This window comes from Enterobacter asburiae (assembly GCF_024599655.1).
In the GTDB taxonomy this organism is placed as follows: domain Bacteria; phylum Pseudomonadota; class Gammaproteobacteria; order Enterobacterales; family Enterobacteriaceae; genus Enterobacter; species Enterobacter asburiae_D.
The window spans coordinates 158,539-181,493 of sequence record NZ_CP102247.1 but is presented as its reverse complement, the minus strand read 5'-3'; the positions used below and the strand labels follow the sequence as shown (position 1 = coordinate 181,493).

Below are 22,955 nucleotides of genomic sequence, written 5' to 3'. Positions count from 1 at the left end.
GTCATACTTTCCCTGCACAGCAGGTGCGCACTAACTGCTTACGACATAAAGAAAATTTAGCTTAGGTTAACGTCTTTACGGTGTATTATGAGTAAATAACCGCCACAATTTCAGGGTTACCTTTCCTGCTTACCGGACGGGCTTACCTGACAGAAGAAGAATGGATTCATCATGAGCAATCAAAAGGGATGTAAGTTCTGCCAGCGCGACGGTTTACCCGTCCTGCCCGTTCGTCCGGCAATCATGGAAAAAGGCGACGCGCTACCGACATTACCCGGCAGTATTACCGTACCAGTAACGGCCGAAGGAGGTGCAGACTATACCGCCCGTCTGCTGAGGCAGGGCTTTTTATACATCTGGGCGGAACGTTCACAACGCTGGATTAACTATTATGCTACCGGCGACGGCTATTTTTATCCTCTTCCAGAGGATGGCACCGTGCCGCCGCGCGTGGAAAGCGGGGACATTACCCCCTGTATTACCCGACCAGATGAACTGGCAACCGCTTCCCTGGTGACACTGCCGGTAAAGCCCGCCGGTATCCTTAACGGGGTGTACTGGTTTGCGTGGTCTGAAGAGTCGTGGACACCGGTGGTACGCAAACAGCATGAAGATGTCGCCTGGCGAAGCCAGTATATGCAGAAATTTGATATGGATGCCTGGCTTGCCAGCCACAGCGGCCAGCAGGCCCTGCCCTTCCGTCAACTCGCCAGCTGCGTGGCTGAATACAGTCCAGGACTGCGCAACAGCACCCTTAAAGCCTGGACTCCCTCTCCCCTCAAAGCGGTCAGTAGTCATTCTGCGGCCGATTTACAACAGGCGGCAGATAATCTGAACGCGGGCAACGGTGCAATTCTGATGTTGTCTGACCCGGTTGGCGTAGCGACGGAGATTTCAGCCCTGGCACGCTACCGGATGCAGCAGGCTATCGCCACGGATCCGGAGTTGAGCCGTGGCACTGCATTGCTGACCATGCTCGGCAGCGTCGAACTGGCAATGCGTAATTATTTTTACCTGCGGGCAGAAGCCGGGGATGAAAGCTATGAGCGCCAGATGCGCTACGGCAGGGACACGCCGGCAGGACCGAGATTTCCGGCTCCGGACATGGCCGACCGGATGCATGTCCTGAATGAGGCCAGCCGGAAGGACCGGGTGGATGAGGCATGGCAGACCAGCTACGAAAAATACATCGACCGGGCGAAGACACAGGCATTCAGTGAGAGGCTGAAAGACTGGCTGACCGAATATGACAACAGTTCCGTCATCCCCATCACCCGGATGTATCTGGCCTGGCTGCAGGGGCCGGTGATGGCGAATTACTTTGTGCAGCACTTTGATCCGACCTGCGCGCACAGCGGCGGACGCTATATCCAGACAGTAGGGAAAGTACTGGCAGGAATGAACGACAAAGGCGGAGTGATTACCTACATCGATCAGCAGTTGAATCAGGCTCCGCTGACGCCGGAAAACTATCTTCAGCGGGCGGCCTTCTTTAATCATGGCGGCTGGATTGCCGAGGTGAATGCACAGCTGAAAAGCGGCGGACCAGACTGGTGGCTGGGCATAAGCTGGGACCGTCTGGCGGACGGCGCGAAGGAGTACAGCGGCAGCTACGCCAGTGCGATCCTGACCGGGCTGGAAAAACTCAGCATGCTCTGGTCTGACACGATGATGAAATCGGTGGATCTGATGGTGAAAGGGACGCCGGTGCGCTTTGCTGTCGGGATACTGGCGATGCAGGGTAAGGCGTTCTCAGCCGTCAGCGTGGTGCCGGGGACGAAAAACTTTGTCGGGGCGATGACCCGGGGAATGGCCGGGATGCTGGAAATGAGCGGACGCAGCGGCGGGCAATTATATACCGCGATGCGTAAGCTGACCGAGAGACTGGTGAAGGAGCTACCGGCTCGCTCGCTGGAGAAAATATCTCTGCCGCGGATTATTGACGTGCAGGAGGCGAAGGCACTGGCCGCCCTGCCGGTTAAAGAGCGGCTGGCGAAGCTCAGTACGGCAATGCTCACGGAGGACGAGCTGGCGCGAATGTTGTTCCCGAAATCGCCGGGCTCCTCGGTGGCGCAACTGAGCGGGATGAAACCCGGCACGCTGGCGACGGAGATGGCGGCGAAAGGCATGACGTTTGGCGGGACGGTGTTCTCAGCGTACTTCCAGTGGATGGTGCTGGGGTACGGTGTGAAAGAGAGCGGCCTGCCGTCCGAAGGTAAAGCAGCGACGGTGTTCGGGGCGAATGCCAGCATGGCGGTAGCGTCAACGGCGGAAGCGCTGAAGCTGGCGATGACGCCGCTGATGAGGCTGGAGCTGCCATCGACTGTGTCGATGATAAGAAACGTAATGATGAAGGTTGTCGGGGCGGAGATTTGGAGATTATTTGGACTCGGTGGGGGGCTGGTTTACGCCGGAGTTGAGGTATTCAATGGTGTTGCTGGAATTAAAGAGGGCAACTACAGCGTTGGCATAGCTCATCTGATTAATGCCCTCGGTGTCGGAATGATGACTGTCGGGGGCGGGAGTGATATCACGGTTGCGATCATTTCCCTTTTTGGGGTGTCGGATGCCACTCTGGCTGGATCTGTGGCGGCCTTCTTCCTTGGTCCTGCAGGGATTTTTATAGGGATGCTGCTGGTTTTGGGTGCTGGAGCCTGGCTATTAAGCCATAGCCGGAACGATATACAGACCTGGCTGCTCAGCACGCAATGGCGGCAGATTCCGCCGGGTGAGAGCGATATTCCGGCTATCTGGCCTAATGCGCAAATGGAAAAGGGCGGCTACATGGCCCTGAACGCACAGGGGGGGACGCATGTTTAATCTCTTCAAACGATTGGCAAAAGATCCTTCAAAACGGTTCTATAAGGGATTTCTCCGCCTCAGTGATAAACGTGTTTTTAAGATTTACTCGCAGAAAACAGGCGATCCGGACGTTCCAGGCATATCCGGATTCGACAGCGTGGTGCGCATGAACTCAACCTATCTGGAGCTGGTTGACCGGTATTACAACTGGAGAGGTGTCTTAACTCTTGGGGCCGCAATAATATTCTATATTATGTTTATTCGCGGTTTTCTAGGGTTGTTAATCCCTATGCTCTGGGAGGGAGGATATCCGCTTAAGACCTGGATATATTTGATTGTTGTCTGGTGCTTAATATCACTTCCTCTTTCCTGGGCTGCATACAGGCTAATGGTTTCTGAGATATTTTTCAGTACCTACTATCCGATCCGCTTTAACCGTAAAAACAGGATGGTATATGTCTACCAGTCCGGTGGAACGGTGCTGTCCATTCCGTGGGAGGAACTCAAATTTGTCCTGTACCCAACGAAGGGGCGACTCTCAACGCAGTGGACCATTGTGGGATGTCTTACGGGTGATGACGGAGATACTGTCACGAGAGCGATTCCTCTCCCGATTAATGTCAACTGGGACCCTGAAGACCTGACCATGTACTGGGAATTTATCCGCTGCTATATGGAAGAGGGAGATGAGTATCTCCCGGACCTCGCGGACTCCATTGCCTGGTGCCCGCCAGTGGAAAAGCAGAAAGAGGGCTGGCTGTTCGGACTGCTCTATCTCAGTAAGCAGTGGTTCGGGTGTCTCGGCCTGCTGGTGAATGCGCTGCAGTTGCCTCTCTTTTTCGTGCTCAGTTTTCCGCGCTGGCTGGTCATGCTGACCTGCAAAATCCCGGAATGGCCTGCGGAGGTAGCTGCGGCCTGTCAGCCGGCTGAGAATGACCCTGTCAACAAAGGCGCTGAGCATAATCCACCGCAGGTCTGGCGACCAATGCTGGGCTTGCAGGGCAAGGAGCGTTATGCCCGCACGTTTGCAAAAGAGCGCGGAGCAATGGACCGGGTCGTTGCCCGACTGAAAGCCAAATATGGAAGGCAGAATCATGCAGACTGAGGGGCTTATCGGTCTGGCGGGAATATTTGTCGGGATGCTGCTGGTTCTGGGTGCTGGAGCCTGGTTGTTAAGCCATAGCTGGAACGATATACAGACCTGGCTTCTCAGTACACAGTGGCGACGAATTCCGCCGGATGAAAGCGATATCCCGGCTATCTGGCCGAATGCACAAATGGAAAAGGACGGCTATATGGCCCTGAATGCACAGGGAGGAGCACATGTTTAACCCTTTTAAGCGATTCCCTGTCGACCCGTCATCGAATCGGTTCTATAAGGGATTTCGTCATCTCAGCGATAAAGGTGTTTTTAAAATTTATTCGCAGAAAACAGGTGATCCGGATGTTCCAGGAATTTCCGGGTTTGACAGCGTGGTGCGGCTGAACTCAACCTATCTGGAGCTGGTTGACCGTTCTTACAACTGGCGCGGAACGTGGACGCTGGCAGGGGTAATCTTTTTTTGTCTGTTCTTTGGTTTGTTTTGCTACAGCATTATCGGGCTGGTATTGGGATGGGGGGGACGCAGTTTTGGCGTCTGGTTTGCAGTTATTTTAACGTGGGTTATTACGTTGCCGATCTCTCTGCTTACATACCGAATGATGACCTCTGAGGTATTTTTCAGCACCTACTATCCAATCCGCTTTAACCGTAAAAACAGGATGGTATATATCTACCAGTCCGGTGGAACGGTGTTGTCCGTTCCGTGGCAGGAGCTTAGTTTTGTCCTGACTTCAGCAAAGATGCGATTCTCAACGCAGTGGACCATTGTGGGTTGTACTACGGAAGAGGATGGAGACACGGTAGCGAAGGCTATCCCTCTCCCGATCAATCTGGAGAGTGACCCCGATGTCCTGACCATGTACTGGGAATTTATCCGCTGCTATATGGAAGAAGGGGATGAGTATCTCCCGGACCTCGCGGACTCCATTGCCTGGTGCCCGCCGGTTGAAAAGCAGAAAGAGGGCTGGCTGTTCGGACTGCTCTACCTTAGCAAGCAGTGGTTCGGGCGGCTCGGCCTTCTGGTGAATGCGCTGCAGCTTCCCTTCTTTTTCGTCATCAGCTTTCCGCGCTGGCTGGTCATGCTGACCTGCAAAATACCGGAATGGCCTGCGGAGGTAGCTTCGGCCTGTCAGCCAGACGAGAATGACCCTGTCAATAAAGGCGCTGAGCATAATTCACCGCAGGTCTGGCGACCGATGCTGGGCTTGCAGGGCAAGGAGCGTTATGCCCGCAAGTTTGCAAAAGAGCGCGGAGCAATGGACCGGGTCGTTGCCCGGCTGAAAGCCAAATATGGCGGACAGAACCATGCGGACTGAGGGGCTTATCGGTCATGAACCGAATACTGGCGAAAGCGACGTACGCGTGAATTTCGGGCGGCGTCACCTTCTTCTTCCACGACCATCTTTATGCTGATAATACCGGCATTATCCTGTCGGAAGATGCGCTGGATATCGAGTAAAAAAACCGGGTAGCGGCGACGCCTACCCGGCTATTTCAGTTAAATCCCGACAGAATTAAACCTCTTCCATACGTCCCAGCAGCGCCTGCAGGCGATCCTGCCAGCCGTTCTGCTGTTCGCGCAGCTGGTTGTTTTCGCGCTCCAGTTCTTCGCGGCCGTGCTGAGCGTTCTGAACTTCCTGCGCCAGGCTGTTGTTCTTCTCTTTCAGCTCTTCAATTTCCATCTGCAGCAGGGTGATGGTGTCAATCGCCTGCTGTACTTTCGATTCCAGTTTCTCAAACACTTCTAAAGACATGATGCTACCTCTCCTGAATTGCAAGGCGACGCTTTAACATAAACGCGCACGACATATACCGTCGATTGTATGGAGCGCGGCGCTCTGTGTCCAGCGACACACCGCGCAGATCGCGGTTTGCAACACTTTTAGGTCTGGTCCTGGTGCGTTCGCGTCATATACCCCTAAATTGTTAACCGATTCGTTAATGAAATGATTCAGCTCACATTCCTGTACTGATGCAAAAATGTGCCTTATGGCGCGAAAACGCTCATTTTATTGACGCAGACCACACATTTTGATTTCGATATTTCTCGTTTTTGCTCGTTAACGATAAATTAACACTATGTCTACAGGGCATCGTGGCTGTCACGGGCGGTCATGCTAACAATAAACATCAATTTCTTCAGGATTCCGATTATGAGTCAGACATCAACCTTAAAAGGCCAGTGCATTGCCGAGTTCCTTGGTACCGGGTTGTTGATATTCTTCGGAGTGGGCTGTGTCGCTGCACTGAAAGTGGCGGGTGCCAGTTTTGGTCAGTGGGAAATCAGTATCATCTGGGGTCTGGGCGTGGCGATGGCCATCTACCTGACCGCAGGGGTGTCTGGTGCACATCTTAACCCGGCGGTGACAATCGCACTGTGGCTGTTCGCGTGCTTCGACGGACGCAAAGTTGTACCTTTCATTCTTTCTCAGTTTGCCGGCGCGTTTTGCGCAGCGGCGTTAGTTTACGGGCTTTATTACAATCTTTTCATCGACTTCGAACAGACGCATCATATGGTACGCGGCAGCGTCGAAAGTCTGGATCTGGCAGGCATCTTCTCAACCTACCCTAACCCGCATATCAATTTTGTGCAGGCGTTCGCAGTTGAAATGGTGATTACCGCTATTCTGATGGGCGTTATCCTGGCGCTGACCGACGACGGAAACGGCATTCCGCGCGGCCCGCTGGCCCCCCTGCTGATTGGCCTGCTGATTGCGGTGATTGGCGCCTCCATGGGCCCGCTGACCGGCTTCGCGATGAACCCGGCACGTGATATCGGACCAAAAGCGTTCGCCTTTATCGCAGGCTGGGGCGACGTCGCCTTCACCGGCGGCAAAGACATTCCTTACTTCCTGGTACCGCTGTTTGCGCCGGTTCTCGGGGCTGCGCTGGGTGCGTTTAGCTACCGCAAATTAATTGGTCGCCACTTACCGTGCGACACCTGTGTGGAAGAGGAGAAGGAAACGACTTCTACCGCACAACAAAAAGCTTCGCTGTAATCTGACTACGGGACACATACCATGACCGAAAAAAAATATATCGTTGCGCTCGACCAGGGCACTACCAGCTCCCGCGCTGTCGTAATGGATCATGACGCGAACATCGTCAGCGTGTCACAGCGCGAATTTGAGCAAATTTATCCTCGTCCAGGCTGGGTAGAGCACGACCCGATGGAGATTTGGGCATCACAAAGCTCCACGCTGGTCGAAGTGCTGGCGAAAGCCGATATCAGTTCCGACGAGATTGCCGCGATTGGTATCACTAACCAGCGTGAAACGACGATTGTCTGGGAACGTGAAACCGGTAAGCCTATTTACAACGCCATCGTCTGGCAGTGCCGCCGTACCTCTGAGATCTGCGAACAGCTGAAGCGCGACGGCATGGAAGAGTACGTGCGCAGCGCCACCGGCCTGGTGGTTGACCCGTATTTCTCCGGCACCAAAGTGAAATGGATCCTCGACCATGTGGAAGGTTCACGCGAGCGTGCTAAACGCGGCGAGCTGCTGTTCGGTACCGTTGACACCTGGCTCATCTGGAAGATGACCCAAGGACGCGTTCACGTCACCGACTACACCAACGCCTCGCGCACCATGCTGTTCAACATCAACACCCTGGAGTGGGATGACAAGATGCTGGACGCGCTGGATATCCCACGCGCGATGCTGCCTGAAGTGCGCAAGTCTTCAGAAGTGTACGGTCAGACCAACATCGGCGGCAAAGGCGGCACCCGTATTCCTATCGCCGGTATTGCCGGTGACCAGCAGGCGGCGCTATTCGGCCAGCTGTGCGTCAAAGAAGGGATGGCGAAGAACACCTACGGCACCGGCTGCTTTATGCTGATGAACACCGGCGAGAAAGCGGTGAAATCAGAAAACGGTCTGCTGACTACCATCGCCTGCGGCCCGCGCGGCGAAGTGAACTATGCCCTGGAAGGTGCGGTGTTCATGGCCGGCGCGTCTATCCAGTGGCTGCGCGACGAGATGAAGCTGATCAGCGATGCGTTCGATTCCGAGTACTTCGCGACCAAAGTGAAAGACACCAACGGCGTGTACGTGGTGCCTGCGTTCACCGGTCTGGGCGCACCGTACTGGGACCCGTATGCACGCGGGGCGATTTTCGGTCTGACGCGCGGTGTGAACTCTAACCACATTATTCGCGCCACCCTGGAATCCATCGCCTACCAGACGCGCGACGTGCTGGAAGCGATGCAGGCTGACTCCGGCATTCGTCTGCACGCCCTGCGCGTGGACGGCGGTGCGGTAGCAAATAACTTCCTGATGCAGTTCCAGTCCGACATTCTGGGCACCCGCGTTGAGCGCCCTGAAGTGCGTGAAGTGACGGCGCTGGGCGCAGCGTACCTTGCCGGTCTGGCGGTAGGCTTCTGGCAGAACCTGGACGAGCTGCAGGAAAAAGCGGTTATTGAACGCGAATTCCGCCCTGGCATCGAAACCACCGAGCGTAACTTCCGCTACAGCGGCTGGAAGAAAGCGGTGAAACGTGCCCTGGCGTGGGAAGAGCACGAAGAGTAATCCCCCTCACCCCGGCCCTCTCCCCAAAGGGGAGAGGGTGTTTTAAGTCCCCTCGCCCCTTTGGGGAGAGGGTTAGGGTGAGGGGAGTACAGACCGCACCTTACCCACTCTGTGATAAACTTCGTGCAATTCCTTTTGATTGCACGAGTACCTCATGAAACGTGAACTTGCTATCGAGTTTTCCCGCGTCACCGAAGCTGCCGCCCTCGCAGGTTATAAATGGCTGGGTCGTGGCGACAAAAATACCGCAGACGGCGCAGCCGTCCATGCCATGCGCATTGTCCTTAACCAAGTCAACATCGACGGCACCATCGTGATCGGTGAAGGCGAGATCGACGAAGCGCCGATGCTCTACATCGGTGAAAAAGTCGGTACCGGCAAAGGCGATGCCGTGGATATCGCGGTTGACCCGATCGAAGGCACCCGCATGACGGCGATGGGTCAGGCCAATGCCTTAGCGGTGATGGCCGTGGGCGATAAGGGCTGCTTCCTCAACGCGCCGGATATGTACATGGAAAAGCTGATTGTCGGTCCTGGCGCGAAAGGCGCAATCGACCTTAGCCTGCCGCTGGAAGAGAACCTGCACAACATCGCCAAAGCCCTGGGCAAACCCCTTAGCGAACTGACCGTGACGATTCTGGCAAAACCGCGCCACGACGCCACCATCGCGCAGATGCAAAAGCTCGGCGTGCGCGTGTTTGCCATTCCGGACGGTGACGTTGCCGCCTCGATCCTGACCTGCATGCCGGACAGCGAAGTCGACGTGCTGTACGGCATCGGCGGCGCGCCGGAAGGTGTCGTCTCTGCGGCGGTGATCCGCGCGCTGGATGGCGATATGCAGGCCCGTCTGCTGCCCCGCCATGAGGTGAAAGGCGACAGCGAAGAGAACCGCCGTATCGGGGAAAACGAGCTGGCGCGCTGCGAAGCGATGGGCATCGAGGCCAATAAAGTGCTGGCTCTGGACGAGATGGCGCGTAGCGATAACGTTGTCTTTTCGGCGACCGGCATCACCAAAGGCGATCTGCTGGACGGCATTACCCGCAAGGGTAATATGGCCACCACCGAAACGCTGCTGATCCGCGGTAAATCACGCACCATTCGCCGCATCCAGTCTATCCACTATCTCGACCGCAAAGACCCGGACGTGCAGACGCACATTCTGTAAAACCGTTTGATCGATAGAGCTTTCCGGCCCTGACGGGCTGGAAATTGTCACCACAAGTACGGAAGATAGAACAGAGAAACAGCACAGGAGAAGATCATGGCGGACTGGGTAACAGGTAAAGTCACAAAGGTACAGTTCTGGACCGATGCGCTATTTAGTCTCACCGTACATGCTCCCGTTAACCCGTTTAAAGCCGGGCAATTTGCGAAGCTGGGGCTGGACGTCGACGGCGAGCGCGTGCAGCGCGCCTACTCTTACGTTAACGCGCCTGATAACCCGGATCTCGAGTTCTATCTGGTCACCGTTCCTGACGGTAAGCTCAGCCCGCGCCTTGCCGCCCTAAAGCCCGGCGACGACGTGCAAATTGTGAGTGAAGCGGCAGGCTTCTTTGTGCTTGAAGAGATCCCTGACTGTGACACGCTCTGGATGCTGGCAACCGGTACGGCCATCGGCCCTTATCTCTCTATTTTGCAGTACGGCAAAGACCTGGAGCGCTTTAAAAACATCGTGCTGGTGCACGCTGCGCGCTACGCCGCAGACCTGAGCTACCTGCCGCAGATGCAGGCGCTTGAAGAGCAGTACGGCGGGAAGTTAAAGATTCAGACGGTGGTCAGCCGCGAAACCGTAGCAGGAGCGCTTACCGGTCGCGTCCCGGCGTTAATTGAGAGTGGGGCCCTGGAAGACGCGGTGGGTTTGCCGCTTAACGCTGAAACCAGCCACGTCATGCTGTGTGGCAACCCGCAGATGGTACGTGACACGCAGCAGCTTCTGAAGGATACCCGGCAGATGACGAAACACCTTCGTCGCCGACCGGGCCATATGACCGCCGAACACTACTGGTGATCAGCGGTATTTCACCTCAAGGGTGTCTTTACCGTATTTGTTTTCGCTCTGGGTGCCAATAAACGCGCCCAGATCGACAATCATCATCACGAAGATGACCGACGGCAGCAGCCTGCCCACGACCCACGGCAGGATGGACGGAAGCATCGCCCAGTTTCCCGCTACCAGCATCCACGCCAGAATAATCAGAAATGCCCACGCGCCGGAACGTCCGCGATCGTGCAGCCGTTTTACCACAACCGCCGCCGTTGGCCATAGCAGGCAGACCAGCGCGAAGGCCGCCGTTTGCGTGCTCAGCCAGGCATTGTAAGCAACGAAAAACAGAAGCAGCATGGCGACAATCCACGTCACCATCCAGATCCAGAAATCACGGCGTCCAATACGCCCTTTGAACGAAAACAGCCACTGCTGTATGGTCATGTAAGGTTCCTTATTATCGTATAGCGCGCATTTTACCCTGGAGTTGTGACCTTTTGACAAGCCGACCAGATATCGTTTTAATCATGAGCACTTACGGCCAGGGGCAATGTTGATGAAAAGTTCGGCACGTTCTCTCTTCCTGTGTTTAGCGCTGCTCAGCGTGGGTTATCCCCTGCACGCCGCCGAAACCACTGCCCCGACCACAGCACCCTATCTGCTGGCGGGCGCGCCGTCGTTCGATCAGTCCATCAGCCAGTTTCGTGAAGCCTTCAATCAGGCCAACCCAACGCTCCCGCTGGATGAGTTTCGCGCTATTGATGGCCCCCGCGACGCGCCTACCCTGACCCGTGCGGCAAGCAAGATTAACGAGAATTTGTATGCCTCCACGGCGCTGGAGCGCGGTACGTTAAAAATTAAAAGCATGCAAATCACCTGGCTGCCGATACAGGGGCCAGAGCAGAAAGCCGCTAAGGCGAAAGCGCTGGAGTACATGAGCGCGGTACTGCAGGCCTTCACCCCTGCGCTGACGAAAAAGCAAAGTCAGCAAAAGCTGCAAAAACTCCTTACTGCCGGGAAAAACAAGCGTTACTACGCCGATACCGAAGGCGCGATCCGCTATGTTGTGGCGGACAACGGCGAAAAAGGACTGACCTTCGCTGTTGAACCGATTAAGCTGGCACTATCTGACACTCTCGGCGGGGCGAATTAATGACAAAAAGCAAAGCCTTTCGAGGGAAAATCTCTATACTGATTCACAGACCATGCTGCCCGACAGGGTGGCCATATTCCTTAATTCGCTTATTTAGCGTGGAGAATTGAAATGCGACATCCTTTAGTGATGGGTAACTGGAAACTGAACGGCAGCCGCCACATGGTAAACGAGCTGGTTGCGAACCTGCGTAAAGAGCTGGCTGGCGTGACGGGCTGCGCGGTTGCTATCGCTCCGCCGGATATGTACCTGGATCTGGCTAAACACGCCGCTGACGGCAGCCACATCGTTCTGGGCGCGCAGAACGTTGACGTTAACCTGTCTGGCGCGTTCACCGGTGAAACCTCCGCTGAAATGCTGAAAGATATCGGCGCGAAATACATCATCATCGGCCACTCCGAGCGTCGCACCTATCACAAAGAATCCGACGAGTTCATCGCGAAGAAATTCGCCGTGCTGAAAGAGCAGGGTCTGATCCCGGTTCTGTGCATCGGTGAAACCGAAGCGGAAAACGAAGCGGGCAAAACCGAAGAAGTGTGCGCACGTCAGATCGACGCAGTGCTGAAAACTCAGGGCGCGGCAGCGTTCGAAGGCGCGGTAATCGCATACGAGCCAGTCTGGGCGATCGGTACCGGCAAATCTGCAACCCCTGCGCAGGCTCAGGCGGTTCACAAATTCATTCGTGACCACATTGCTAAAGCCGACGCAAAAGTCGCTGAGCAAGTGATCATCCAGTACGGTGGTTCCGTTAACGCTTCCAACGCTGCTGAGCTGTTCACCCAGCCAGACATCGATGGCGCGCTGGTTGGCGGTGCATCCCTGAAAGCGGACGCTTTCGCGGTGATCGTTAAAGCGGCAGAAGCGGCTAAACAGGCGTAATTGCCTTTGTGGCGGGTGGCGCTTGCGCTTACCCGCCCTACAAAAACCCTACAACCTACCTAACACGCTAAACCACAGATAATCCAGCGGCAGCAGCACCAGATAGGTTGCCACCGCCAGCGCAAGACAAAGCACCATCCCCGCCCTTGCAGGCACCTTCCCGAGCCCCATGGCCACCACAATCGGCGACGCCTGATACGGCAGCAGCGGCGTGGAATAGCCCAGTACCTGAATCATGATCACCGACAGCAGCGGGAAACCGGTCGCGTCCGAAAAACTCTGCGCCAGCGTGGTGTACAGCGCCGGCACGCCGTTGGCGGTCATAATGAAGTTGAGCGCGGTGGTAATACCGGTCAGCGCCAGGAAACTGGTGAACGGTCTGTCTGCATCCAGCGGCATAATGCGAAGCAATGCCTCGCCCACCGCCGCTCCGATACCGGTTTGCGTCACCACGATTGCCAGACCGAGAATACCCGCGACGTAAATGCAGGTACGCATGTTCACGCCCGCTGAAAATTCTTCCCCGGTGATAAAGCCGATGCGCGGCAGCATGACGACGATCGACGCCGCCAGCCCCGTCCACGCGGGCCCCACGCCGTGCCAGCTCTCCGTCACCCACATCCCCAGCACCACCGCCAGCAGCCAGGCGAGACGCTTTTCGTCCCGCCCCATCGGATCAGACGGTGCCTGTTCCTTCGGCGGTTTCGGGCTACCGGGAAATAGCCAGCAGATCAGGCCAATCAGGATCAGGCCTTTGAGAATGCCCAGCACCGGCGTGTGCAGCAGCAGATACGGGACATAGTTCAGATGGATGCCGTACGAGCCTTCCGCCGCACCGCTCATTACCAGATTAGGGACGTTAGCAGGCAGGATGGTCGCCGAAAGCTGGAAAGTCCCGAACCCCACGGCCAGCGCCAGCCCATACCAGGCGCGGGAGCCGTCGGCAATACCGGCGCGTTTTGCCATCGCCGCGACAATCGGCATCAGCAGCGCAATACGCCCCATGTTCGACGGCATCACAAACGCCAGCGCATAGCTCAGCAGCACCACGCTCGCCACCATCAACACCCAGGAGTCGGTGAGCTTTGCCGACAGCGCCCGGGCGGCCCTGTCCGCTAGTCCGGTTTTACGGATTGCCACGCCGAGCACAAAACCGCTGAATACCAGCCAGAAAGCCGACGAGGCAAAACCACCGAAGATGACCTCCGGCGGGGCGATTCTGGCGGTCATCGCCGCCGTGAAGAACAGCAGCGCGGTGATAAATTCCGGCAATAGCGACGTCGCCCACAGAACGATGGTGACGCCAACGATCAGTGAGGGCAGCAGCAGAGGATGCGTTAACCAGAGCGACATACCTGTCTCCTGTAGAATTTTTCAGCAAGTCTACGGTGACAGGCAGCCCGAGTAAACGCGATTTATGGTGGGGTTACTTCAGGATAGCGCATTGATGATCCTGCAATTCCTCTGCCGACGCGCGGTTGAGCATCAGCAGATTGCGCTCGGTCGCCAGCAACACAAACGAGCCGTCCGACTGCTGCGCCATCGCCAGGGCAAAGCGCCCCATATGGTCGCGCGCTTCCGGCAGCTCTTCTGCCAGCATCATAAACGGGCTGCGCTGGACCAGTTCATTCTCCGTCACCCGGCGAGCAAGATACTCATGTCCTTCCAGCCCCCCAGGAAGAGGCAGCCACTGGGTGCTGATTTCTCCCTGCGCCGCGTTGAGCTTCTCACGCACGTCCGGGCGCAGGCAGGAGATATGAATATGGAAATGGTTCTGCGTACGACCCGTCGGGGAGTTAATCGTCAGCGAAATGGCGCTGTCAGGCACCTCGGATCCACGCTTCAGGGTCATAAAGCTGCGCGACTGCCACGCCAGCCAGAAAAAGTTCGGCGTATGAGCTTCGGTCAACAGCGGGCTCTCGGTACCGTTGATGCGATATGTCGGCATCAGCAGGTACTGCAGCGGCCCGTTGCGATCTTTAAATACCACATAGCCTGCATCCGTTTTCACCTGCGCACACGGCGCCGGGTTACGGTTCTGGATCTGATTCGGCACACACTGGTCGAGAACGATATGTCGCAACGCATTCGGATTACCCGCCTTCATCCAGTACCAGCCGCCAGCGGCAAGGGCGATGACAATGAGGATCAATAAGATAATTTTTTTCACAACGCGTTCCCTGTTTTCAATAGAGGCAAAAGAGTAACGCAAAATGATGACCAAATAAAAAACCCGGCGGATTTCTCACGCCGGGTTACTGTGTCATTGGCTAATGGTTAGCGCTGGCTGATCTGGTCGAAAGTGCCGCCGTTAGAGAAGTGCTCTTTCTGCGCTTTGGTCCAGCCGCCGAACTCGTCATCGATGGTGAAGAGTTTCAGTTTAGGGAATACGCTTTCGTATTTCTTCGCAACGGCCGGATCGCGTGGACGGTAGAAGTTTTTCGCCGCAATTTCCTGGCCTTCCGGTGAGTAGAGATACTTCAGGTACGCTTCCGCTACCGCTTTGGTGTCTTTTTTCTCAACCACTTTATCGACTACAGAGACGGTCGGCTCAGCCAGAATCGATTCGCTCGGGGTCACGATCTCAAATTTGTCTTTGCCCAGCTCGTTGGTAGCCAGCAGGGCTTCGTTTTCCCATGCGATCAGCACGTCGCCAATCCCGCGCTCGACGAAGGTGTTGGTGGCGCCACGCGCGCCGGAGTCCAGCACCTCAACGTTTTTATACAGCGCCTTCACGAATTCCTGCGCTTTGGCCTGGTCGCCATTGTTGTGATGCAGTGCATAACCCCACGCGCCGAGGTAGTTCCAGCGAGCGCCGCCGGAGCTTTTCGGGTTCGGGGTAATCACAGAAACGCCCGGTTTGATCAGGTCGTTCCAGTCTTTAATTTGTTTCGGGTTTCCTTTACGCACCAGGAAGACGATAGTCGAGGTGTAGGGTGCGGAGTTATCCGGCAGGCGTTTGATCCAGTTTTTGTCGATGCGGCCACGCTCGGCGATAGCGTCGACATCGTAGGCCAGCGCCAGGGTTACCACGTCGGCTTCAATCCCGTTGATGACGGAGGTCGCCTGCTTGCCAGAACCACCGTGAGACTGGCGAACCACGACATTGTCACCAGTTTCCTGCTTCCAGTGTGCTGCAAACGCTTTGTTGTACTGCTCGTACAGTTCACGCGTCGGGTCGTATGACACGTTCAATAACTGGATGTCCTTAGCCAGAACGCTGGTCGATGCCAGCAATAATGTTAAACCCACGCCCCATTTATTCATCGCCCAGCTCTCTTATGTAGTGTTTTGATGAATGCAGCGTGCCAGAAAGCGATTCGAGGATTAAAGAATAAAAAAAGATTGGCTATAACGTAGTGGAATAAAAAGGCAAATTGTGCGAACAAAAAAGCCCGGTGGCGCTTCGCTTACCGGGCCTACGAACCGTGCCTTGTAGGCCGGGTAAGGCGAAGCCGCCACCCGGCACAAAACAAACGCCGATCAGTACAGTTTTTTCGCGCAGTCCAGCCAGTCACCTTTGAACGGACGCTTCATGTTTTCAATCGCGTCGATGATGTCATGGTGAACCAGTTTTTCGTTCTGAATACCGACGCAGCGGCCGCCGTGACCCTGCAGCAGCAGATCGATAGCGTACGCGCCCATACGGGACGCCAGAATACGGTCGTAAGGGCCTGGGGAACCGCCACGCTGGATGTGACCCAGTACGGTTGCGCGGGTTTCGCGTTTGGTTTCGGCTTCGATGTACTTCGCCAGCTCGTCAACGTCACAGATGTGCTCGGTGATAGCCACGATCGCGTGTTTTTTACCTTTCGCGATGCCCGCTTTGATTTCAGCCACCAGATCTTCACGGCTAAATTCAACTTCTGGCACGACGATAAATTCGCAACCGCCCGCAATGGCTGCCGCCAGCGTCAGGTCGCCGCAGTAACGGCCCATCACTTCAACGATAGAGATACGCTGGTGAGAAGACGAGGTGTCACGCAGACGGTCAATCGCTTCAACAACGGTACCCAGTGCAGTAAAGAAGCCGATAGTGTAGTCAGTGCCTTTGATGTCATTGTCGATGGTGCCCGGCAGACCGATGCACGGGAAACCCATTTCGGTCAGACGTTTTGCACCCATGTAGGAGCCGTCACCACCGATAACCACCAGGGCGTCCAGGCCGCGTTTCTTCATGTTTTCGATAGCCACTTCACGAACGTGTTCATCACGGAATTCCGGGAAGCGTGCAGAACCGAGGAAAGTACCGCCGCGGTTGATCATGTCAGACACGCTGTAACGGTCGAGCTGAACCATACGATCTTCATACAGGCCCAGATAACCGTCATAAACGCCAAAAACTTCCAGGCCTTCCGTCAGCGCTGCACGGACAACACCACGAATTGCCGCGTTCATGCCCGGCGCATCACCGCCGCTTGTCAACACACCGATTTTCTTAATCATGACTACCTCTGAACTTAGGAATGCAAAATTGAAATCTGTTGCCGGAAGAAACTTATCGACCAACGAATACTGCAAATAGTATATCAATCCCTTCCAGCTGAATTGATTCAGGTCAGACCAAATGGCGGTAATTTATACACAAAATGCTGGCCTGGCTCACTTTTTTACAACGAATTACGAAAGCCCAACATGACCGGGTACAACCGAGCAGGGATCCTGGTGAATGATGACGTCTGAACCAGGAAAACGCTGCAAAATCGCCTGCTCGACCTGCTCAGCAATAACGTGAGCCTGTACCAGTGGCAGGTTGTCTTCCATTTCAATGTGAATCTGAATAAAGCGGGTCGGCCCTGACTGCCGCGTTCGAAGATCGTGTGCACCGCTGACGCCGGGCCAGGAAGTCACGATGGAAAAAATTTCATTACGTTCTGAGTCCGGGAGGGCGCGGTCAAGCAGTGATTGCACCGCTTCATACCCCATCCGCAGGGCGCTATATAAAATATAGATACCAATCCCTAACGCAAACAACGCATCGGCCCGATGCCAGCCATACCAGGCCAGACCGAGCGCAATAAGAATAGCCCCATTCATCATAACATCAGATTGATAATGAAGCATATCCGCCCGTACAGCCTGACTTTGCGTTTTGCGAACAACCCAGCGCTGGAACGTTACCAGAACAAGTGTGCATATAAGCGCAACGACCGTCACAATCACGCCCACGCCGGGATCCTTCATCGGTGTCGGGGAGACGAGATGCTGAATGCCGGTCAGAAACAGGAAAAGCGCAGAACCGGAAATGAACATACTTTGCGCCAACGCGGCCAGCGACTCCGCTTTGCCATGCCCAAACGTATGCTCTTCATCCGCTGGCTGCAGGGAGTAACGCACCACCAGCAGGTTGGTCAGCGAGGCGGCAATATCCACCAGCGAATCCACCAGCGCCGCCAGAATACTGACCGAACCGGTATACCACCACGCGAAAACCTTAATGACCAGCAAACACGACGCCATTACCGTCGCGGCCATTGCGGCCCGGCTTACCAGTCTTCCATAGGATTGATTCATAAACGCTCCTGTCATGTCATGCCGCTATTATAACGGAAGCATGGGGAGTCGAAGGATGAATAAACGGTTAACAAAAGAGAATAACGAGCAAAAGACCTGTCGCAGATGAAGAGAAGTAGCCGTGGCGTACATCAATAAGAAAGCCCCGTTAAAAAGGGGCTTTCCTGGTTTGAAACCTGAAAATGCTAAGTCAGCACTTAACCATATTTTCTGGCAAAATCGTCTTCAGAGGTGCACAGATAGATAATAAACTCAATGAAGGCAATGACTGACGGTATGAAGGTCCAGCAAAAGATGAGGTAAAGGAATCCCTGGCCAATCTTACCTAAGTAAAATTTATGTGCGCCCAGGCCTCCTAAGAAGAAAGCGAGCAATGCTGCGGTAAGCTTATTTTTACTTCCTGCTGCAACCTGGCTTGCGCCACAATGCGGACAGGCCTTAGCGGTACTGTGCAACTCCTTGCCACATCCTCGGCAAAAAACCATTCCTGACATGATATCCCCTTTTGTTTCTTATCAGTAGCTTGCATATTTTACAAACAATTAAGAAAAATACTATTTTAAAAAAGAATATATCGTCGCAATGAAAATAATGAGCCCTTGATTTAGGGGGGGTGGCAGAAGAAGGGATAAAAAAAACCCCCACATCATGTGGGGGAAGACAGGGATGGTGTCTATGGCAAGGAAAACAGGGTTTACTGGTTACTACGGGTACTGCTATTGCTACTGAAAAACGTCGTTTCTGAGCTTCGCTGCATCCGTGCAACCTCACGCAACTGGTCCATTCGCTGCTGATGTCTGGTGTTCAAAACCGCTTGCTGCTCGGGCGTTAGCAGGTGGAACATCTGGTTGCGGACCTTCGCCAATTCTACCTGGCGGGCAACCTGTTCCTGTGCCATTTTTTCGGCCTGAGCGCGTACAGCGCTTTCGTCAAAATTTTCTGCGGTGACAAGGCGATGCATTGTCTCCATTTCGCTAACATTAACAGGGGGCTGGTCGTGTCGTGCCCTCTGCATCAGATCTCGCATCTGTTGACGCTGATGTTCGGTTAAACTTATGCCGTCAAACATATGGCTTTGGCTGCTGTTCTGCGTTGCACCCTCTTGTAAGGGACTGTTATCGCTGATGATAGCTACAGCAGCCTGGCTAAACGCACTGAACGCCAGCGTTGAGGCCATGACGGCAGCGGTAACTTTGCGCATCACTTGCTCCCAAAATCTTTCGTGTCGCGATTCAACGAGAGACAGTCTACGATTCAGGCTGCAAACATGCGTCAGGGGGTGTAAAACAACGTAAAGTCATGGATTAGACGGCCTTGATGTCGTAATTTCTGCCTCGGAGGTATTTAAACAATGAATAAAATCCTGTTAGTTGATGATGACCGAGAGCTCACATCCCTTTTAAAGGAGTTGCTCGACATGGAAGGTTTCAACGTCCTGGTTGCCCATGATGGCGAGCAGGCGCTGAGTCTCCTTGACGACAGCATCGATTTACTTTTGCTCGACGTGATGATGCCGAAGAAAAACGGCATTGATACGTTGAAAGAACTTCGCCAGACACACCAGACCCCCGTTATTATGCTGACCGCACGCGGCAGCGAACTTGACCGCGTACTCGGCCTTGAGCTGGGCGCGGATGACTATTTACCGAAGCCGTTTAACGACCGTGAACTGGTTGCCCGTATTCGCGCTATCCTGCGTCGTTCCCACTGGAGCGAGCAGCAGCAAAATACCGACAACAGCTCACCCACCCTTGAAGTCGACTCCCTGAGCCTGAACCCGGGCCGTCAGGAAGCGAGCTTTGATGGCCAGACGCTGGAACTGACCGGCACGGAGTTCACCCTGCTGTATCTGCTGGCGCAGCACCTCGGCCAGGTGGTATCGCGTGAACATTTAAGTCAGGAAGTGCTGGGCAAACGTCTGACCCCGTTTGACCGCGCCATCGACATGCACATCTCTAACCTGCGCCGTAAGCTGCCGGAGCGTAAAGACGGTCATCCATGGTTTAAAACCCTGCGTGGTCGCGGTTATCTGATGGTTTCCGCTTCATGATAGGAAGCTTAACCGCCCGCATCTTCGCCATCTTCTGGCTGACGCTGGCACTGGTTTTAATGCTCGTACTGATGTTGCCAAAACTCGACTCACGCCAGATGACGGAGCTGCTCGACAGCGAGCAGCGTCAGGGCGTGATGATCGAGCAGCACGTGGAAGCCGAGCTGGCAAACGATCCGCCGAACGATTTAATGTGGTGGCGCAGGCTGTTTCGCGCTATCGACAAGTGGGCGCCGCCCGGACAACGCCTGCTGCTGGTGACCAGCGAAGGCCGCGTCATTGGGGCCGATCGCAATGAAATGCAGATTATCCGCAACTTCATTGGCCAGGCGGATAACGCCGATCATCCCCAGAAGAAGAAATATGGCCGCGTAGAAATGGTGGGGCCTTTCTCCGTCAGAGACGGAGAGGATAATTATCAGCTCTACCTGATCCGTCCGGCGAGTAACTCCCAGTCTGATTTTATCAACCTGCTGTTTGACCGCCCTCTCCTGCTGCTGATTGTCACCATGCTGGTCAGCTCGCCGCTGCTGTTATGGCTGGCGTGGAGCCTGGCAAAACCGGCGCGTAAGCTGAAGAATGCCGCCGATGAAGTGGCGCAGGGTAACCTGCGACAACACCCTGAACTGGAAGCCGGACCGCAGGAGTTCCTGGCCGCCGGGACCAGTTTTAACCAGATGGTGAGCGCGCTCGATCGCATGATGACCGCACAGCAACGCCTGCTGTCGGATATCTCGCACGAGCTGCGTACCCCGCTTACGCGCTTGCAGCTTGGCACCGCGCTCCTGCGCCGCCGCAGCGGTGAGAGCAAAGAGCTGGAGCGTATTGAGACGGAAGCTCACCGCCTGGACAGCATGATCAACGATCTGCTGGTGATGTCGCGCAATCAGCAGAAAAACGCGCTGGTGAGCGAAACGGTGAAAGCCAATCACCTGTGGCACGAGGTGCTGGACAACGCAGCGTTCGAAGCGGAACAGATGGGTAAATCCTTCACCGTCAACTTCCCGCCGGGCCCGTGGCCGCTATACGGTAACCCCAACACGCTGGAAAGCGCGCTGGAGAACATCGTGCGTAACGCCCTGCGCTACTCGCATACCAAGATTGAGGTGGCGTTCTCGGTGGATAAAGACGGGATCACCGTCATTGTCGATGACGACGGCCCCGGCGTCAGCCCGGAAGACCGCGAGCAGATTTTCCGTCCGTTCTATCGTACCGATGAGGCGCGCGACCGGGAATCGGGTGGTACGGGACTGGGTCTGGCGATTGTTGAAACCGCCATGCAGCAGCACCGTGGCTGGGTGAAAGCCGACGACAGCCCGCTGGGTGGACTACGGTTAACGCTGTGGCTACCGTTGTATAAGCGTTCGTAGCTGTTAGTGCCGGGTGGCGGCTTCGCCTTACCCGGCCTACTTTCTGCGGAGGACTACTTCCCCCACAATCTCCGCGAATTATCCTCGATCCTGCTGCTTAAACGCCGCTTCTGCATCGTTCTTGTCCAGCTGGTCGATAACCCCGCCGCCGACAGCAGGCGGTGATACTGCTCGTCGTCAAACGGCATATGCCAGGCAATGGCGCAGGCGTCATAAACAGACACATCGCTCAGGCGCGACGCCAGCTCAAGCGGCGCGTCCGCTGAAACCTGCCCTGCCAGCACCACGCGGTACAGCCAGCCGGTTTTGCCTGCTGTTTGCAGCTGAGCAGACATATCCTGAATGCCGAAATGGTAGTTGAGCTTGAAGCACGGCGAGCGCGGCTGCGTCACCTGAATCAGGGCATCGCCCCAGCGGTAGATATCACCGATAAACACGTTCTCTTCGGTGAGCCCTTCGGTGGAGAGATTCTCGCCAAACGCGGGGGCGACGAAGAGGTCCGCCTGCTCGGGGAACTCGGTTTTCCAGTGCTGATAGTGTTCGCGAGGATAGTGGCACAGCGCGCGCTCGGGCCCGCCGTGGATTTTCTTTTCGGCCTGCTCGTCACCCGCCAACCCGAGGTCGGTTAACGTCAGCTCGCCGTCGACCTGAATTTTGGCGATGGCGCTTGGGCGGCTGCCGTCGTACTCCCTGACCTTGCCTGTAAACACGTTCACCGGGTAATGCATGGCTGCCTCCATTACGCAGATACAAAAAAAGCGAGTCATAAGACTCGCTTCTCACAGGCGTCAATGCAACCTTATTTTTTAGCGGCGAAACGTGCTGCTGCTTCGTCCCAGTTCACCACGTCCCAGAAGGCTTTGATGTAGTCCGGGCGACGGTTCTGGAATTTCAGGTAGTAAGCGTGTTCCCACACGTCCAGGCCCAGAATTGGGAAGCCGGATGCGCCAGAAATTGCTTCACCCATCAGCGGGGAGTCCTGGTTAGCAGTAGACACTACCGCCAGCTTGTCGCCTTTCAGAACCAGCCACGCCCAGCCAGAGCCGAAACGGGTTGCAGCGGCTTTTTCGAATTCCGCTTTGAAGTTGTCAACAGAGCCGAAGTCGCGCTCGATAGCCGCTTTCAGGTCGCCCTGCAGGGTGGTACCGGTCTTCAGGCCTTTCCAGAACAGGCTGTGGTTTGCGTGGCCGCCAGCGTTGTTACGCAGAACGGTTTTCTTGTCCGCTGGCAGCTGGTCCAGCTTGGTGATCAGCTCTTCAGCAGACAGGTTAGCGAACTCTGGCAGGCTTTCCAGCGCGGCGTTCGCGTTGTTCACATAGGTCTGGTGGTGTTTAGTGTGATGGATTTCCATCGTCTGCTTGTCGAAATGCGGTTCCAGTGCGTCGTAGGCATACGGCAGGGATGGCAGTGTATAACTCATAATCCTCTCCATTATTGTCGGGCGGCACAGCTGTTAATGCCGCGTAAGCAGTTGGTTCATTATAGTTAATTAAATGATATTGAAAATGATTATCAATGCCGTAGTTTTTATATGGTTATTGGTTTTTCGATTAATAGCGGAAATGTGCGTCT

General features: G+C 55.2%; 23 protein-coding genes and 1 pseudogene. 13 read left to right on the top strand and 11 right to left on the bottom strand.

Features of this window, described 5'->3' with window-relative positions; translation table 11 throughout:
- Positions 1-171 precede the first annotated feature (171 nt).
- The 5 genes and pseudogenes from NQ230_RS00850 to NQ230_RS00830 all read left to right on the top strand — a co-directional run.
- Positions 172-2,820 (top strand): T6SS effector BTH_I2691 family protein, encoded by a 2,649-nt coding sequence (locus NQ230_RS00850; protein WP_257259574.1) that lies wholly within the window; start codon positions 172-174, stop codon positions 2,818-2,820.
- Positions 2,813-3,907, top strand: a complete 1,095-nt coding sequence (locus tag NQ230_RS00845; RefSeq protein WP_257259573.1) for a DUF6708 domain-containing protein — start codon at positions 2,813-2,815, stop codon at positions 3,905-3,907. Before NQ230_RS00850 ends, NQ230_RS00845 begins: the two co-directional genes overlap by 8 nt.
- A complete protein-coding gene (locus tag NQ230_RS00840) occupies positions 3,897-4,133 on the top strand; it encodes a hypothetical protein (protein ID WP_257259572.1) in 237 nt (78 codons plus the stop codon). Before NQ230_RS00845 ends, NQ230_RS00840 begins: the two co-directional genes overlap by 11 nt.
- Complete coding sequence (locus tag NQ230_RS00835) at positions 4,126-5,220, top strand: DUF6708 domain-containing protein (protein WP_257259571.1); 1,095 nt, start codon at positions 4,126-4,128, stop codon at positions 5,218-5,220. The genes NQ230_RS00840 and NQ230_RS00835 overlap by 8 nt, the downstream gene beginning before the upstream one ends.
- A gap of 28 nt (positions 5,221-5,248) precedes the next feature.
- Positions 5,249-5,363, top strand: a pseudogene (locus NQ230_RS00830) (ribonuclease E activity regulator RraA); the annotation flags it as partial.
- A 55-nt stretch (positions 5,364-5,418) separates the two neighbouring features.
- Here NQ230_RS00830 and zapB read toward each other — a convergent pair.
- Positions 5,419-5,658, bottom strand: a complete 240-nt coding sequence (gene zapB, locus NQ230_RS00825; protein WP_010436935.1) for a septal ring assembly protein ZapB — start codon at positions 5,656-5,658, stop codon at positions 5,419-5,421.
- Positions 5,659-6,057: 399 nt separating this feature from the next.
- On the opposite strand from zapB, the gene NQ230_RS00820 reads away from it, so the two are divergent.
- The 4 genes from NQ230_RS00820 to fpr all read left to right on the top strand — a co-directional run bounded on the left by NQ230_RS00820 (position 6,058) and on the right by fpr (position 10,441).
- Positions 6,058-6,903: an MIP/aquaporin family protein gene (locus tag NQ230_RS00820; RefSeq protein ID WP_257259569.1), complete on the top strand. Its 846-nt coding sequence runs from the start codon at positions 6,058-6,060 to the stop codon at positions 6,901-6,903.
- Between the two features lie 21 nt (positions 6,904-6,924).
- Positions 6,925-8,433: a glycerol kinase GlpK gene (gene glpK / locus NQ230_RS00815; protein WP_023309688.1), complete on the top strand. Its 1,509-nt coding sequence runs from the start codon at positions 6,925-6,927 to the stop codon at positions 8,431-8,433.
- Between the two features lie 154 nt (positions 8,434-8,587).
- The gene (glpX, locus tag NQ230_RS00810) at positions 8,588-9,598 is read left to right on the top strand and encodes a class II fructose-bisphosphatase (RefSeq protein ID WP_054829771.1); all 1,011 of its coding nucleotides are present in this window, start codon (positions 8,588-8,590) and stop codon (positions 9,596-9,598) included.
- 96 nt (positions 9,599-9,694) lie between these two features.
- The gene (gene fpr, locus NQ230_RS00805; RefSeq protein ID WP_257259564.1) at positions 9,695-10,441 is read left to right on the top strand and encodes a ferredoxin--NADP(+) reductase; all 747 of its coding nucleotides are present in this window, start codon (positions 9,695-9,697) and stop codon (positions 10,439-10,441) included.
- Here fpr and NQ230_RS00800 read toward each other — a convergent pair whose 3' ends face one another.
- Positions 10,442-10,861 carry a DUF805 domain-containing protein gene (locus NQ230_RS00800; protein WP_121423279.1) on the bottom strand — a complete coding sequence of 140 codons (420 nt, stop codon included), beginning with the start codon at positions 10,859-10,861 and terminating at the stop codon, positions 10,442-10,444.
- Between the two features lie 112 nt (positions 10,862-10,973).
- On the opposite strand from NQ230_RS00800, the gene NQ230_RS00795 reads away from it, so the two are divergent.
- Positions 10,974-11,570 carry a DUF1454 family protein gene (locus tag NQ230_RS00795; RefSeq protein ID WP_121423278.1) on the top strand — a complete coding sequence of 199 codons (597 nt, stop codon included), beginning with the start codon at positions 10,974-10,976 and terminating at the stop codon, positions 11,568-11,570.
- A gap of 111 nt (positions 11,571-11,681) precedes the next feature.
- Positions 11,682-12,449, top strand: a complete 768-nt coding sequence (tpiA, locus tag NQ230_RS00790) for a triose-phosphate isomerase (protein WP_148400105.1) — start codon at positions 11,682-11,684, stop codon at positions 12,447-12,449.
- Positions 12,450-12,497: 48 nt separating this feature from the next.
- On the opposite strand, the gene NQ230_RS00785 is transcribed toward tpiA, so the two are convergent.
- The 7 genes from NQ230_RS00785 to cpxP form a co-directional block, all read right to left on the bottom strand.
- Positions 12,498-13,802 (bottom strand): SLC13 family permease, encoded by a 1,305-nt coding sequence (locus tag NQ230_RS00785; protein ID WP_193941316.1) that lies wholly within the window; start codon positions 13,800-13,802, stop codon positions 12,498-12,500.
- A gap of 73 nt (positions 13,803-13,875) precedes the next feature.
- The gene (locus NQ230_RS00780; RefSeq protein WP_063144377.1) at positions 13,876-14,619 is read right to left on the bottom strand and encodes a CDP-diacylglycerol diphosphatase; all 744 of its coding nucleotides are present in this window, start codon (positions 14,617-14,619) and stop codon (positions 13,876-13,878) included.
- A 107-nt stretch (positions 14,620-14,726) separates the two neighbouring features.
- Positions 14,727-15,716, bottom strand: coding sequence for a sulfate ABC transporter substrate-binding protein (locus tag NQ230_RS00775; RefSeq protein ID WP_029741703.1), 990 nt, complete (start codon positions 15,714-15,716; stop codon positions 14,727-14,729).
- Positions 15,717-15,932: 216 nt separating this feature from the next.
- Entirely contained in the window at positions 15,933-16,895 is a 963-nt protein-coding gene (gene pfkA, locus NQ230_RS00770) for a 6-phosphofructokinase (RefSeq protein ID WP_023309696.1), read from the bottom strand.
- Between the two features lie 174 nt (positions 16,896-17,069).
- Entirely contained in the window at positions 17,070-17,963 is an 894-nt protein-coding gene (gene fieF, locus NQ230_RS00765) for a CDF family cation-efflux transporter FieF (RefSeq protein WP_159515143.1), read from the bottom strand.
- A gap of 197 nt (positions 17,964-18,160) precedes the next feature.
- Positions 18,161-18,457 carry a TM2 domain-containing protein gene (locus tag NQ230_RS00760; RefSeq protein WP_115876978.1) on the bottom strand — a complete coding sequence of 99 codons (297 nt, stop codon included), beginning with the start codon at positions 18,455-18,457 and terminating at the stop codon, positions 18,161-18,163.
- A gap of 200 nt (positions 18,458-18,657) precedes the next feature.
- A complete protein-coding gene (gene cpxP / locus NQ230_RS00755; RefSeq protein WP_121423274.1) occupies positions 18,658-19,164 on the bottom strand; it encodes a cell-envelope stress modulator CpxP in 507 nt (168 codons plus the stop codon).
- A gap of 150 nt (positions 19,165-19,314) precedes the next feature.
- Here cpxP and cpxR point away from each other — a divergent pair, with 150 nt between their 5' ends.
- Both cpxR and cpxA read left to right on the top strand, forming a co-directional pair.
- Positions 19,315-20,013, top strand: coding sequence for an envelope stress response regulator transcription factor CpxR (gene cpxR, locus NQ230_RS00750; protein WP_006179159.1), 699 nt, complete (start codon positions 19,315-19,317; stop codon positions 20,011-20,013).
- Complete coding sequence (gene cpxA, locus NQ230_RS00745) at positions 20,010-21,383, top strand: envelope stress sensor histidine kinase CpxA (protein WP_023309731.1); 1,374 nt, start codon at positions 20,010-20,012, stop codon at positions 21,381-21,383. Before cpxR ends, cpxA begins: the two co-directional genes overlap by 4 nt.
- Positions 21,384-21,436: 53 nt before the next feature.
- Here the strand turns inward: cpxA and yiiM are convergent, their stop codons facing one another.
- Complete coding sequence (gene yiiM / locus NQ230_RS00740) at positions 21,437-22,111, bottom strand: 6-hydroxyaminopurine reductase (RefSeq protein WP_252034501.1); 675 nt, start codon at positions 22,109-22,111, stop codon at positions 21,437-21,439.
- 71 nt (positions 22,112-22,182) lie between these two features.
- Complete coding sequence (sodA, locus tag NQ230_RS00735; protein WP_004203668.1) at positions 22,183-22,803, bottom strand: superoxide dismutase [Mn]; 621 nt, start codon at positions 22,801-22,803, stop codon at positions 22,183-22,185.
- Positions 22,804-22,955: the final 152 nt, after the last annotated feature.

What these genes read in the sequence shown, in the direction of transcription:
- cpxP (WP_121423274.1), bottom strand. Translation starts at nt 19,164, where the DNA reads ATGCGCAAAGTTACCGCTGCCGTCATGGCCTCAACGCTGGCGTTCAGT.
- NQ230_RS00850 (WP_257259574.1), top strand. Translation starts at nt 172, where the DNA reads ATGAGCAATCAAAAGGGATGTAAGTTCTGCCAGCGCGACGGTTTACCC.
- cpxA (WP_023309731.1), top strand. Translation starts at nt 20,010, where the DNA reads ATGATAGGAAGCTTAACCGCCCGCATCTTCGCCATCTTCTGGCTGACG.
- tpiA (WP_148400105.1), top strand. Translation starts at nt 11,682, where the DNA reads ATGCGACATCCTTTAGTGATGGGTAACTGGAAACTGAACGGCAGCCGC.
- glpX (WP_054829771.1), top strand. Translation starts at nt 8,588, where the DNA reads ATGAAACGTGAACTTGCTATCGAGTTTTCCCGCGTCACCGAAGCTGCC.
- NQ230_RS00840 (WP_257259572.1), top strand. Translation starts at nt 3,897, where the DNA reads ATGCAGACTGAGGGGCTTATCGGTCTGGCGGGAATATTTGTCGGGATG.
- yiiM (WP_252034501.1), bottom strand. Translation starts at nt 22,111, where the DNA reads ATGCATTACCCGGTGAACGTGTTTACAGGCAAGGTCAGGGAGTACGAC.
- NQ230_RS00820 (WP_257259569.1), top strand. Translation starts at nt 6,058, where the DNA reads ATGAGTCAGACATCAACCTTAAAAGGCCAGTGCATTGCCGAGTTCCTT.
- pfkA (WP_023309696.1), bottom strand. Translation starts at nt 16,895, where the DNA reads ATGATTAAGAAAATCGGTGTGTTGACAAGCGGCGGTGATGCGCCGGGC.
- fieF (WP_159515143.1), bottom strand. Translation starts at nt 17,963, where the DNA reads ATGAATCAATCCTATGGAAGACTGGTAAGCCGGGCCGCAATGGCCGCG.
- NQ230_RS00760 (WP_115876978.1), bottom strand. Translation starts at nt 18,457, where the DNA reads ATGTCAGGAATGGTTTTTTGCCGAGGATGTGGCAAGGAGTTGCACAGT.
- glpK (WP_023309688.1), top strand. Translation starts at nt 6,925, where the DNA reads ATGACCGAAAAAAAATATATCGTTGCGCTCGACCAGGGCACTACCAGC.
- NQ230_RS00795 (WP_121423278.1), top strand. Translation starts at nt 10,974, where the DNA reads ATGAAAAGTTCGGCACGTTCTCTCTTCCTGTGTTTAGCGCTGCTCAGC.
- NQ230_RS00775 (WP_029741703.1), bottom strand. Translation starts at nt 15,716, where the DNA reads ATGAATAAATGGGGCGTGGGTTTAACATTATTGCTGGCATCGACCAGC.
- cpxR (WP_006179159.1), top strand. Translation starts at nt 19,315, where the DNA reads ATGAATAAAATCCTGTTAGTTGATGATGACCGAGAGCTCACATCCCTT.
- zapB (WP_010436935.1), bottom strand. Translation starts at nt 5,658, where the DNA reads ATGTCTTTAGAAGTGTTTGAGAAACTGGAATCGAAAGTACAGCAGGCG.
- NQ230_RS00845 (WP_257259573.1), top strand. Translation starts at nt 2,813, where the DNA reads ATGTTTAATCTCTTCAAACGATTGGCAAAAGATCCTTCAAAACGGTTC.
- sodA (WP_004203668.1), bottom strand. Translation starts at nt 22,803, where the DNA reads ATGAGTTATACACTGCCATCCCTGCCGTATGCCTACGACGCACTGGAA.
- NQ230_RS00835 (WP_257259571.1), top strand. Translation starts at nt 4,126, where the DNA reads ATGTTTAACCCTTTTAAGCGATTCCCTGTCGACCCGTCATCGAATCGG.
- fpr (WP_257259564.1), top strand. Translation starts at nt 9,695, where the DNA reads ATGGCGGACTGGGTAACAGGTAAAGTCACAAAGGTACAGTTCTGGACC.
- NQ230_RS00785 (WP_193941316.1), bottom strand. Translation starts at nt 13,802, where the DNA reads ATGTCGCTCTGGTTAACGCATCCTCTGCTGCTGCCCTCACTGATCGTT.
- NQ230_RS00800 (WP_121423279.1), bottom strand. Translation starts at nt 10,861, where the DNA reads ATGACCATACAGCAGTGGCTGTTTTCGTTCAAAGGGCGTATTGGACGC.